Raw genomic sequence first — 12533 nt, 5'->3', positions numbered from 1 at the left:
CATAAATATATGACGATAAAACATACGCTAACCCTGCGTAATCTTCTCATTTTGTTCTGTATCGCCATGCTGGTCCTGATCGGCCTGAAGGGAATCGATATCAACCGCAAAATGGCTTGGGTCGATGAGGCCGGCCGATATTATGATCAAAAGGACCTCATCGCCGCTGAAGAATGGTATCAAAAAGCGTCCAATAATAAATCCATTCATTATAAAGAGGATCTGATCGCGAAGCGTCTGCTTGAGCTGCAGCCGATTACCCTAATGAAACAGACGCTTTCCCAGCTTGATCAGCGTGCGGAGCGCACAGGCTCCGGACAGGATTTTACCGGCTTTCTTCAAGTGTACAACGAGCTCCAAAGCGCAAAGAGCAAATACATGAACACAGGGGACCGGTTTGCAGCTTACTATCCGAAGATTTCTGCAAGCTTTGGCATATCGGACGATATTACGCATTACTTCCAGCAGTTCAAGGCTTTGTTTTACAGTCAGCTGGAGGACCGGTTGAGCCAAGGGCAAACGGATGAGGCGACTCCCAAGTGGAATCTCCAGGCCATTCCCGATGTATTTTACGGCGGTGCAAACGAGAAAACCAAGCAGCTTTCCGCCAAATTCAAGGACTTTGATGAAAAGCTGATGTCCAAGCTGGCCGGAGAAGGCAAATTTCCTGAGCTTCTGGATGTGTCGCAGTCGATGATGAGCCAGTACCAAGGACGAAAGCTGGCGGCACCATGGGTCGAAGCCAAAGCGGAAGAGCTTGCACGGATCATTCTGAAAAAGGATGTCGACGGAGAACAGCCTGCGAACTATGCTCTCCATGCCAAAGCCTATGAAGCATATGCCAAGAGTGCTGGGATCAAATCAAGCTTGCTGAGCGAGATTGACAGGCAGATCCGGAAATGGATCACGGCTGCGCAGCGGAAAGTGAAAAATAATGATTTCGAAGGAGCCATCGCCATCTATGAGGCGCTGTCGTCCTATCAAGACACAACAAATGAAATTAAAAAAGCCAAGCTGGCCTGGACCGTGCATGATCCGCTGCGACTCCTGCAGCAAACCGACCAGATGAAGAATTACAGCCATGTCAGTGGCGGAGGCAACCGGTTCGGTGGCAGCGCTTATGCAATCGGTTCAGATGACAGCAACACGGTTTACTTCGCAAAAATGAATGATGATGAATCCGTGCAAATCCTGAGCACGCACGACTTCCCTGCTAACGTAAACATCCGGCAGATTTCCGTGGAGAAGTCGCTCAGCACGAAGACTGCGCCGGTGATTCTCGTCGAAGGTGATTCCAGCTCCCGAAATGCGCTCTATGCAGCTTATGAAGTACATGACGGTGGCATGACCCAGCTTTTCCTCTTTGATGCAGATCGCTATGAAGTGCAAGCTGATAAATCGCTGCTCGTTGCCCGTCCGAATGGTGTAGAAGGCGATGGCGGCGCTTCCCAGAATGCTATCTACATGCGTCAGGGAGACAGCTATCAATTCATGGGCTACCAAAAGGATTATACGGATATCAATGTTAGTGACTTGCTCAGTCACTCTAACGAAAAGGTCCGTTTCACCTGCTATATCGTTTACGGTGGCGAAGGTGACGCGCTTGCGCAAATGGGTGACTCATACGTGAAGCTGCACGGGAACTATAGCTTCTATGATGGCATGAGCGTGACCGTGACCGGCCTGTTCAGCCAGTTTGAGGATGTATACCCAGGCGGTGACCAGCTGGGCGAGCTGATCAGCGTGCCTGTGGTTGATGTGGAGAATATGGAGTAAGAGGCTCCGCCCCCTCCGCTATGTTTGCCTTTGCCTCTTGTCTGACACAAAAACAAACGGGCAGCTCAAGAATATCATTCTCGGGCTGCCCGTTTTTTCTATTGATAGCATGCTGTTCAAGATACTTTATTTCACCGTTACAATCACGCGCGTGGATTTGCCGCCGAAGCTGACTGTAATCGTCGCTTTGCCTTTGCCTGTCGCTTTGACCACACCGTCTTTCACGGTAGCGGACAGGATGCGAGAGGACTTCCACAGCGCAGGTGTGGAGACATCTGATTCGCTTCCGTCATTATACGTGGCGGTTGCTACCAGGTTGACCGTTTGACCAACGCTCATATTTAAGCTGACTTCATTCGTTTGCAGATATTTCAGAATATCCACTTCCACCGGAATGCGTACGGTTTTGTTACCATACTTGGCACTGATCGACGTTTTCCCGCTGGAGATAGCCGTAATTTTACCCTTTAATACGGAAGCGATCTTGTAATTCGAAGTGCTCCATTCCGCTTTGTCGCTGACATCCTTGGTAGAACCGTCACTGAAGGTTACGGTCACGGTAACATTTGCCGTTTTCTCTTTGGCTTTGCCAGCCGTTTTTAACGCAACGAAATCTATATCTGCATCAATCTTCGAAATCACATCAACCTCGACAGTAACCGTAACCTTCTTGCCACCGTATTCTGCCGTAATGGTTGCCTTACCGCTCTTCATACCCGTAACTACACCCTCGCCGTCCACACTGGCCACAGTAGGGCTGCTGGACTTCCAGGTTGCCCTTTTGTTAAGGCCTTCTGCCGACTCGGGATCGTTCACAGCTGATAAATCAATTGTCTTTTTATCCCCAGTGGACATAATGATCAGACTTTGCGGGGAAGTCAGCTCACTGACCAAGCCCACCTCAACCGTCATCGTATACGTCTTGCTGTCATACTTGGCTGTAATCGTGGCCGTACCTGAGCTAACACCTGTGATAATGCCTTTGTCATCTACTTTCGCGATGTCTTCCTTGTTCGAGCTCCAGTCGACTTTATCTGTCAGCTGCTCCGAAGGCTTGTCCGCGCCATAATCCAGCACAATGCTTGCCCCGTATGTTCCGTTTACTTTCAAAGAAACCTTCTTCGAAGAAAGCTCGGTCTTCAGCGGGATGTCCACCGCTACATGTGTTGTCACGGTTACACCGCCGTAAGTGGCAGTAATGTCCGCTTGGCCTTTTTTGTAGGCAGTCAGCAGCCCATTCGAAACATAGACAACATCTTCCTTGCTGGATTTCCATTCCGCTTTATTCTGTACTTTCTCGGTTTGACCGTTCGCATAGGTAGCATTCAATTCAAGCTGTTGTGTTTTCGTGCCTGTAAGACTGAGTGCTACTTCTTCTAACATATCGAGATGGCGCGGAACATCAACATCCACGTTGATCGTTACGCTCTTGTCGCCGTATTTGGCTGTAATAACTGCAGCACCAGGAGCGTTTGCAGTAACTGCGCCTTGCTTAACGAATGCCACTTTCTCGTTGTTGGACGTCCACACTGCGTCTTTTGTAATATCTACTGGATCTTTATCGGGATAAACAGCTTCCAGCTTGATCGGATTCTTAAGCGTTTCATTGGTATGCAGGAAAATATTCTGTTCGCTTGCCTGCAAACGGATGGTCTTATCAACATCCACCTGAACTGTTGCTGTTTGAGTGCCGTATTTGGCCGTAATCGTAGCCGATCCCGGTCCATAAGCTGTAATTTCACCTTTAATCACATCGGCAACATCCGCATTGCTCGTGGACCATTCGGCTTGTGCCGCTACATCATCCTTTACCTCCCCGTCAGGATAGGTTGCCTTCAGGGTGACTTGTACGGTTTTCTTTTCACTGACCAGCATAGACACTTTCGTCTCGCTCGGATCCAGGCGTTTCACCAGTTCCACGCTCACCGGAATGGATACCGTTTGCTTGCCATAGGTAGCCGTGATGGTTGCCGTACCGGAACCAATCGGTTTTACCACGCCATTCACAACCGAGACCACGCTGCTGTCGTCCACAGTCCATTCAGCCTTGTTCGAAGCATCCGTATCTGTAGAGTTATCCGTATAGGTTGCAGTCAGATGAATGGTCGGGTTGTCGCTCAGCTTCAGTTCAAGCTTCTTCTGAGGGTCCGCTACTGTAAGTGCCTTGACCTTCTTCGTTACGTTGACTTGAACCGATTCGGTTTCACTGCCATAAACGACCGAAATGGTCGAGCTGCCTTCCCCTACTGCGGTAATGGTACCGTTATATACGGTGGCCACAGCATCGTTTTTGCTGCTCCAGCTTGCTTTTATCGTCACATTTTCAGTTGAGTTATCTTTATAAACGCCCGTCGCCGTCACAGATGCCGTATCGCCAATCTCCAGTGTAACCCGGGATTTTGAGAGAACCAGCTTGGACAAATCGGCAGTTGTAGCCGCCCAAGTGACTCCGGAATATGCCATGCACAGCACCATAACCAGCGACATGACAAGCATCTTTTGAAGCTTCTTATGCAATGTAAATTCCCTCCAATTCCTATTTTGATAAACACATCATACCTCACATATCGGTCAAACGGGCGATGATTATTAGCTTTTTTGCATGTTTTTCGGGCTTTTTTCACGAAATTGAGTTATTTTGTCGATTGCGTCAAACATCCGTTTACAGGGTAATACAGTGGTTGGTAAGTTCCACCTTAGAACAACTATCCTTCCGATTGCACGTTTATTATATATATGGAGGTGCCTACCCATGATCACAACAGACCACCCGATAACGGGCAGAGCCGACGCACTGATACGGGAGCATTTTGGCAGCAAATTCCCGTTAACTCTCACGATCGGCATTCTGGAAAATGGGAACCAGTATTACTGGGGCCATGGTCAGCCGCAGGGCTTCGATTATTCATCAGCCATTTATGAAGCGGCCTCGATTACTAAGGTTTTCATGACAACACTGCTTTACATTCTCGAACAGCAGGGCAATCTGAAGCTGACTGACACCATCGGCAAATACATACCTGAATGTGCTTCCAATCGTAAAATCAGCTCGATAACCCTCGAACAGCTCGGAGAGCATACATCCGGGCTACCCCGTCTTCCTGCCGGACTGAAATCCGTCATGACGGACAAGCTTAATCCCTACCAGCATTACACAGAGGAGCATCTGCTCAAGGATCTGCTTAAATGCCGGCCAGCTGCACCTGGAAACTTCGAATACTCCAATCTTGGTGCAGGCCTGCTCGGCTATATCCTGACACGCTGCACCGGCCATAATCTGGAGGAGCTGGTGCGGGAAATGGTATGCGGACCACTCTTTATGGAGGATACGGTGTTCGGATTGAGCCCATCTCAGCAGCAAAGACAGCTTCCCGTGTATACTGCGAATGGTAAAGAGATGCCTTACTGGGATTTTGGCGTTCTGGCAGGGGCCGGGGGCCTGCGCACCACTGCCAGGGACCTGCTGCAGTTCGCCAAGGCGAACGCGGGCATGGGGGCTGCATCCGTGACGTCGGCCATGAAAGCGACCCAACTGCCGAGGCATCGTATCCGCCGGTATGACGAAGTTGGAATGGGATGGATGATCCGGACCGGTGTCTATCACGACCGGATGCACTGGCATAACGGCGGCACCTACGGCTCAAGCAGCTTTATCGGTTTTCACAGGGAGAAGAATATGGCGGTCATTGTTCTCTCCAACAACGGCAGCTTTGCGCTCAGGCCCTTTTCCAGGCTCCGTGCCCAGAAAAGACATGTCGATGAAATTGGGCTTGAGCTGCTCAGATCCATGACCAAAACGATCGATTAATGAGTAAACTTTCATTTTTCTGTTACCGAAATGCGGTTTTTCCATCTCTATATTGCATGTATGGTTATTGAAAGGGAATTGAATCTCTGGATATAAGGAGGGCCATCATGCAAAAATGGATCGCTTTTGGAATATTCAGCATTTTATTGCTGGGTGGTGCAGGCGCTGTGTGTGCCAAAATGCAGCAGCCTCCGCCCCTCACCGCTCCTGCCGGACAAGTTCTTCAGCACTCCGGCCCGGATGGAGAATCAGGCACTTCCCGGAAAACCTCCAAGACGGACTTTGAAGTGACAAATCTAACGGTACACAGAGCCCACTTCACCGCTGATTACCCGCAGATTAAAGGTCTGACAGGCGTACTCGCCGAGGAAAATATCAATCAGGATCTGGAAAATATCATCCGTAAATATAGCGAGGACATGACGACAAGCGACAAACTGAACCTGAGTTATGAGGTAGCCAGCAGCAGCGGAGACTTCTATTCGTTTGTCTTCCATGGCACCTTGACCCAAGGCATGCCAAACGGCGTAACAGGCGAATCCTTTCCTGTGCTGGATGCACTGAACTATGATGCCAGAACGAATTCCAGAGTCGTCTCTGAAAATCTGTTGAAGCATGACAAGGAATCCCTGGCGGCTTTCAGCAAGCTGTTCTCCTCCTATGCCGGCAAAGACGCGAAAGCATTCGGGAATGACATGGGTGTTTTCTTTACAGATGCGGATATTGTCTTTTACTTCTTGAAGGATGACGCTGCACCGGGATATACGCAGGTGCATATTCCATTAGTAGAAGCCAAGCCCTTTTTTAACGATCCGATCCAGCCCATGAATAAGTAAGCTGATTCCGGAAAATTGCATATTCCGTCGAATAAAAAAAGAGACTGAACTCCGTCAGGTTCAATATAGAACCTTTCGGGGACAGTCTCTTTTTTTACGTTCAAACGGTAAGGTTACGCTTTATCGGCTGGCAAAGCGCAGGAACCGTCTTGGCAAGCCAAGTCATCCGAGCCGCCGACCATGGTCAGCGGATGATCTTCCTTCCAGATGTTCTCGAGCGCATCCACAAACACATCCTCCGGCTGAGCGCCGGAAATACCATATTTCTGGTTCACAACGAAAAATGGCACGCCCGAAATGCCGAGCTTGGACGATTGGTTCTCATCCTCACGTACATCCGCTGTATAAGCATCACTTGCGAGCATATCAGCGGCAGCCTTGGCATCAAGACCAATCTCTCCGGCAAGACGCGCCAATGTATCACGGTCTCCCAAATGCTCCGAGTCGGTAAAATAGGCCTTGAACAAACGCTCGGTCATGTCATAACGCTTACCGGATTCACCTGCCCAATGCGTTAAGCGGTGGGCATCAAATGTATTCGTGGGCTTCATGGTATCAAAGTGGTAGGTCAGCCCCACTGCCTTGGCCTGCTCGGTCATATTGGCATTCATCGCTTTGGCCTTTTCGATCGTCATCCCGTACTTGGAAGCCAGAATGCTGTGCATGCTTTCTTCATTATCGCGAGGCGCATCCGGAGCCAGCTCGAAGCTGCGGAAAACCACTTCAACTTCATTTTTATGCTCAAAACGTTCCAGAGCCGCTTCAAAGCGACGCTTGCCGATGTAGCAGAAAGGACATGCAAAGTCGGACCAAACTTCAATTTTCATTTTTAAAATCCTCCTAAAGATATGGAATGTTATGTTATGCTAACTGATACTTTTTTATACACAGTATAGATTAAAAAGAAAGGCAGGATTACCCGCCTACTAACTGTAACTTCTTTATATACATTATATAATGAGTACTACTTTTGTGCAACTTGAATGGAAATACCGCTCGGTCTGGAACAACTAGCCCACGGTCGGAGCTGCCGCAGGAACCGGCTCCGGCTCCATAGGCTCAACGAGCGCATGCCGCTCCCAGGCCCGGCTTTTCCAGCGGAAATACATGATGACGGCGCGTGTCCATTCATCCGCGGCGATAGCCAGCCAGACTCCGACCAGCCCCAGATGAAGATGGAAGATAAGAAAATATCCAAGCGGCAGCGACATGCATACCATCGAAATCAGCCCCATATATACCGGGAACCGGGCATCGCCCGAAGCACGGAGGGAGTTGATGATGACGATGTTCACCGTTCGGCCCGTTTCCAAGATAATGCTCAGCAGAATCACCTGCGCACCCATACGGATAATCGTCATATTATCGGTAAAGAGGCTCATCAAAGGCACACGGAATGCAATAATGATGATATCGATGACGACGGTAGCGGCCAGAGCCCATTTTACACTTTGAAATACCCGGGTGTAAGCGTCCTGGTTGCGGCGCGAGCCGACATAATGGCCGACCATGATTGCGGTGCTCATACCGATCGCCATGCTGAACAAGTAAATATACATCGAGATATTACTGGCATACTGCCGGGTGGCCATCGCCTCTGAGCCGAGATAGGTCACATACAGCGTAAAGGTCAGCTGGCAGATCTGATAGACGATATTTTCAAAAGCCGAGGGAATGCCAATGCTGAGTATTTTGCGGACATACTCTTTGGACAGATGAATGTAATATTTCCATTCCACTCTCACTTCCATAACACGGTACATCAGCCAGAAGAAAACGAGCAGGCATACCAGGCGGCTGAACACCGTTGAAATGGCTGCGCCCTCCACACCCATGGCGGGAAAGCCCAGGTGACCGAAAATCAGCAAATAATTGCCGACCACATGCAGTATATTCATAAAAAGGGATACCACCATAGTTTCCTTGGTGAACCCGTGAGTACGTATAGTTGCAGCCAATGCATTGATGAGAGCCTGCAGGAAAATCCCGCCTCCGACAATCCGCATGTACGACTGTGCATAGTCAAAAATTTCCCCATGCACGTTCAGCAGCCGCAGCATATATCCGCCTAGTCCGAGAAAAATGATACTCAGGATCAAGCCGACAGCCAAATTCAGCGTCAATGCGTTGCCTGTCACTTTGGCGGCCTCCAGCCTTTTCTTCGAGCCCAGATACTGGGCAACAACGATAGCAGCCCCGCTTCCAATGACTTCAAGCAATAGAATCGCTATCGATATAATCTGGTTGGCTGCGCCTACCCCGGACACAGCGTCATCTGACACCGAGCTGATCATGAACGTATCCACGCTGCCCATTAGCATAAAAAGGAACAGTTCAAGAAAGATCGGCCAAGTCAAACTCACCAGGCTGAGACGTCCCGCTTCTGACCGTTCGGACGAATCATTAACAAGTGCGGTCATGAGTCAGAAATCACCTTACTTCCATTAAAAATTAACTTTAAAACAAAGGTATGTTAGCACACTTTGCTTGAAATTACAGTCTTTTCGCGAAAATTCCTCCATAGAAATTCATGAAAAATATTACAGCTTGTCCTTGCGTCTTTAACCGTTCTGCAGAAGCGTTTGGCAAGGATCCTATGCACGACTCAAATCAGCTCATCGAGGCAGCGCTTACATCTTTATAAAAAAAGAGTTGATAATTGAGAAATCATCCTCTATGATATTGTCATCAGACCGGATATGAAAATTAAAGCACTTTAACTTTATAACAACTAACATCCTATGAAACCTTTATAAAAGGGGCACGCACACTCTAAAAGTTAAAGCGTTATAATTTTTAAACTAATAGAAAGGTTGGTGTTTCCGTGACCCATCGCGAAAGCCGGCGGCAGACACTTTATATGTATCTTTTCATCGCTCCATGGCTAATCGGCTTCCTGGTATTTGCCCTGTACCCGATTCTGTCATCGCTCTATTACAGCTTTACGGATTATGACATTATTCACCCGCCCAAGTATGTCGGACTCGCGAATTACCAGGAAATGTTCCATAACGATTTGTTCTGGAAATCCGTCGTAGTGACGCTGCGGTACACGTTTATCAGCGTGCCGATCCAGCTGCTGCTGGCACTCGGATTTGCGCTCCTGCTCAATCAGAAAATACCATTCCGCGGCTTTTTCCGAACCGCCATGTATTTTCCGAGCATGGTATCCGGCGTTGCCATGTCACTGCTGTGGTACTGGATTTTCAATCCATCCATTGGACTGTTCAACTACGTACTATCCTGGTTCGGCATCAGTGGTCCATCTTGGCTCATGAGTCCGGACTATGCGCTCTACGCCCTTATGATTATGTCCTTCTGGACAGCGGGCTCAGGCATGATTCTGTTCCTCGCCGGACTGCAGGGTGTTCCTTCAAGCCTTGTTGAAGCTGCCAAGCTCGATGGCGCAGGCCGTTTCCGGATCTTCCTGAATGTGACGCTTCCTATGATTTCACCCGTGCTGCTGTTCCAGCTGATTATGGGTGTCATCGACTCGTTCCAGGTATTTACCCAAGCGTATGTTATGACCCAAGGCGGTCCGAACTACTCAACCTGGTTCTACGTCTACAACCTGTATACGAGCGCGTTCAAGGAGTACCGCGCAGGCTACTCTTCCGCCCTGGCATGGGTACTGCTGATCGTGGTTATGCTCTTCACGGGGCTCATCATGAAATTCTCGAACCGTTATGTCCACTATGAAGGAGGCGGACGCAAATGAGTACGATTCCGGCTGCCGGTCCGAACGCTTCGTCTTCCCTGACCAAGCCCCGGCGCAAAATCGATGCCGTAAGCATCGCCAGCTTCATCGCTTTGGTGGTTACCACCTTTCTCATGCTGCTGCCGCTGTTCTTCATGGTTTCAACTTCATTGAAATCAAAGAAGGAGCTGCTCAAGTTCCCTCCGACCTTTTTGCCGGAAACATGGCAGTGGAGCAACTATAAGGATATTTTTGAAACGCTGAATTTCGGTCAGATGTACGCCAACAGTTTAATTATCGGTATTCTGACGGTTGTCGGCACCCTGCTCTCGTCAGCCCTGGCGGCCTACGGCTTCGCAAGATACCGGGGCAAAGGCAGCAATCTGTGGTTTATGCTGATGCTCAGCACCATGATGCTTCCGTATCCGGCGATCATGATTCCGCAGTTCATTCTCTTTTCCAAACTGAACTGGATCGATACGTTCCTGCCGCTGATCGTGCCTGCATTTTTCGGCTCGGCGTACAACATCTTTTTGCTCCGCCAGTTCTTTTCCACGCTGCCGGATGAGCTGTTTGACGCCGGACGCATCGACGGCTGCAGTGAATTCCGGATGTGGCGGCAAATCGCCCTTCCGCTTTCAGGACCGGCGCTTGCGACGGTTGCCATCTTTGCCTTCATCTACAGCTGGAACGACCTTTTAACACCTGTGCTCTACTTAAGCTCATCGGATAAGTTCACGCTTCCGGTCGGCATGTCTTCCTTTACTTCATCGCGGTTCCGCATTCCGCCTTGGCATTTGCTCATGGTCGCCTCTGTACTGGCCATGCTGCCGATTGTTACCCTGTTTGCGATAGCCCAAAAGCGGTTTGTGGAAGGAATTGTACTTACAGGCATCAAGTAAAGGCCCCGCCGCAGCGGCGGCAAAAAAACTTGAATATATGGGGGATATCGTTCATGAAAAGGAAAAGGATGAAAAAGACTTTTGCACTTCTGCTTGCGACCAGCATGCTGGTTGTCCTGGCATTATCCGGCTGCAGCGGCGGCAAATCAGCAGGTGACGTGGCTCCTGCAGGCGATAGCGATACCGGCAAATCCGGTAAATCCGGCGAGCAGGTTACCATTACGCACTACACCATCGATTCCGAAGACCGTACCTTTATCGAAAAGCTGATTCCGGATTTTGAAGCCAAGCATCCGAACATTAAGGTCAAAGTGGAGAAGGCGCCTTACGAGCAGTTCGACAGTAAGCTGCAGACGCTGATTGCCGGCGGCAAATCTCCTGACGTAACAAGCCACTACGGTTATGGCGGTTTTGCGGAATATTACAACAAAGATATGCTGCTCGACATGAACGACATTATTAAGGAAGACGGATTCAAAGCATCCGACTACAGCATCCCGGATGATCTGATGAAAATTTATACGGTAAAAGATCATGTGTACGGTGTTCCGGTCAATATGTACGTCACGCTGATGCTCTACAACAAAGACATGTTCGATGCTGCCAATGTCCCTTATCCTCCAAGTGATTACGAGGACAAGAGCTGGACGTTTGACAAAATGGTTGAAGACGCGAAAAAAATGACGCATGTATCCGATGATATTGCCAAAACGCAGTATGGCGTTGACTTCACCTGGTCCGAGCGCGATATGCGCCCGCTTTATTTCGGTGTTGAGCCGTACTCACAGGATACCTGGACCAACGGCGGCGTACCGTCCGAGACCCACTTCGATTCTCCGGACGTGATGGCAACCTATAACAAGCTGTTCAATCTGATCTTAAAAGATAAGGTTTCCCCAACAACGGAATGGAGCAAGAGCGTAGCCGGACAAAACGGCGATGCCTTCGTAACCGGCAAGCTTGGCATGACAGTCAGCGGTTCCTGGAGCCTTGCGGGCTCCAATGACTTCCCATTCAAAGTCGGAGTAGCTGCAGTTCCAGCCGGCGGCAATGATAAGGTCCGCAGCGTGCTGTTCGTCGATCCGCTGCTGATCCTGAAAGGCTCCAAGCATCCGAAGGAAGCTTTTGAATGGATTAAATATCTCGTCAGCGACGAAGTACAGGAAAAATCGATTGATCTGAGCGGCGGTAACCCTCCAGTCAACACGAAGGCAGCCGAGGCTTACTACAAGCATTTTGAAGGCATTGATCCTGATGATGTGAAAAAGGTTTACGAAGGCGCTGTGAAATATGGCTTTGAATCCTATAACCATCTGATTACCAACTATTCGCAAATCAATGACATGTTTATTAACGAAATGCAGCCGATTGATACCGGACATAAAACGGTAGAAGAAGTCATGCCGACCATCCAGAAGAAGGTCATGGAAATTATCAAACGTTAATGCTGATCATGTGCCGTCCCGAAAGGGGCGGTGCATGTCTTAAATTAGCTTCGCGGCCAGCCCTCCGTA

9 protein-coding genes are annotated in these 12533 nt (G+C 49.3%); 6 read left to right on the top strand and 3 right to left on the bottom strand.

The genetic code is table 11. The annotated features are described in order from the left end of the window. The first annotated feature begins 9 nt into the window (after positions 1-9). Positions 10-1776 (top strand): hypothetical protein, encoded by a 1767-nt coding sequence (locus E6W40_RS22775; RefSeq protein ID WP_136607847.1) that lies wholly within the window; start codon positions 10-12, stop codon positions 1774-1776. Between the two features lie 126 nt (positions 1777-1902). Here the strand turns inward: E6W40_RS22775 and E6W40_RS22770 are convergent, their stop codons facing one another. After that, positions 1903-4293, bottom strand: a complete 2391-nt coding sequence (locus E6W40_RS22770) for an Ig-like domain-containing protein (protein ID WP_246073138.1) — start codon at positions 4291-4293, stop codon at positions 1903-1905. Between the two features lie 235 nt (positions 4294-4528). On the opposite strand from E6W40_RS22770, the gene E6W40_RS22765 reads away from it, so the two are divergent. Both E6W40_RS22765 and E6W40_RS22760 read left to right on the top strand, forming a co-directional pair. Beyond that, positions 4529-5584, top strand: coding sequence for a serine hydrolase domain-containing protein (locus E6W40_RS22765; RefSeq protein ID WP_136607846.1), 1056 nt, complete (start codon positions 4529-4531; stop codon positions 5582-5584). 107 nt (positions 5585-5691) lie between these two features. Continuing rightward, complete coding sequence (locus E6W40_RS22760) at positions 5692-6420, top strand: polysaccharide deacetylase family protein (protein WP_136607845.1); 729 nt, start codon at positions 5692-5694, stop codon at positions 6418-6420. 113 nt (positions 6421-6533) lie between these two features. Here the strand turns inward: E6W40_RS22760 and E6W40_RS22755 are convergent, their stop codons facing one another. Further along, positions 6534-7247, bottom strand: coding sequence for a DsbA family oxidoreductase (locus E6W40_RS22755; protein WP_136607844.1), 714 nt, complete (start codon positions 7245-7247; stop codon positions 6534-6536). Positions 7248-7430: 183 nt separating this feature from the next. Beyond that, positions 7431-8840 carry an MATE family efflux transporter gene (locus E6W40_RS22750; protein WP_136607843.1) on the bottom strand — a complete coding sequence of 470 codons (1410 nt, stop codon included), beginning with the start codon at positions 8838-8840 and terminating at the stop codon, positions 7431-7433. Positions 8841-9280: 440 nt separating this feature from the next. Here E6W40_RS22750 and E6W40_RS22745 point away from each other — a divergent pair, with 440 nt between their 5' ends. The 3 genes from E6W40_RS22745 to E6W40_RS22735 are packed head-to-tail and all read left to right on the top strand — an operon-like array spanning position 9281 to position 12464. Further along, the gene (locus E6W40_RS22745) at positions 9281-10138 is read left to right on the top strand and encodes a carbohydrate ABC transporter permease (protein ID WP_211147081.1); all 858 of its coding nucleotides are present in this window, start codon (positions 9281-9283) and stop codon (positions 10136-10138) included. Then, the gene (locus E6W40_RS22740) at positions 10135-11019 is read left to right on the top strand and encodes a carbohydrate ABC transporter permease (RefSeq protein WP_136607841.1); all 885 of its coding nucleotides are present in this window, start codon (positions 10135-10137) and stop codon (positions 11017-11019) included. Before E6W40_RS22745 ends, E6W40_RS22740 begins: the two co-directional genes overlap by 4 nt. A gap of 53 nt (positions 11020-11072) precedes the next feature. Next, positions 11073-12464: an ABC transporter substrate-binding protein gene (locus tag E6W40_RS22735; protein WP_136607840.1), complete on the top strand. Its 1392-nt coding sequence runs from the start codon at positions 11073-11075 to the stop codon at positions 12462-12464. Positions 12465-12533 lie beyond the last annotated feature (69 nt).

The sequence above is a fragment of the Paenibacillus dokdonensis genome (assembly GCF_004916975.1).
GTDB lineage: Bacteria > Bacillota > Bacilli > Paenibacillales > Paenibacillaceae > Paenibacillus_AQ > Paenibacillus_AQ dokdonensis.
The sequence above is the reverse complement of the archived record's forward strand: the minus strand, read 5'-3'. Positions and strand labels throughout refer to the sequence as shown.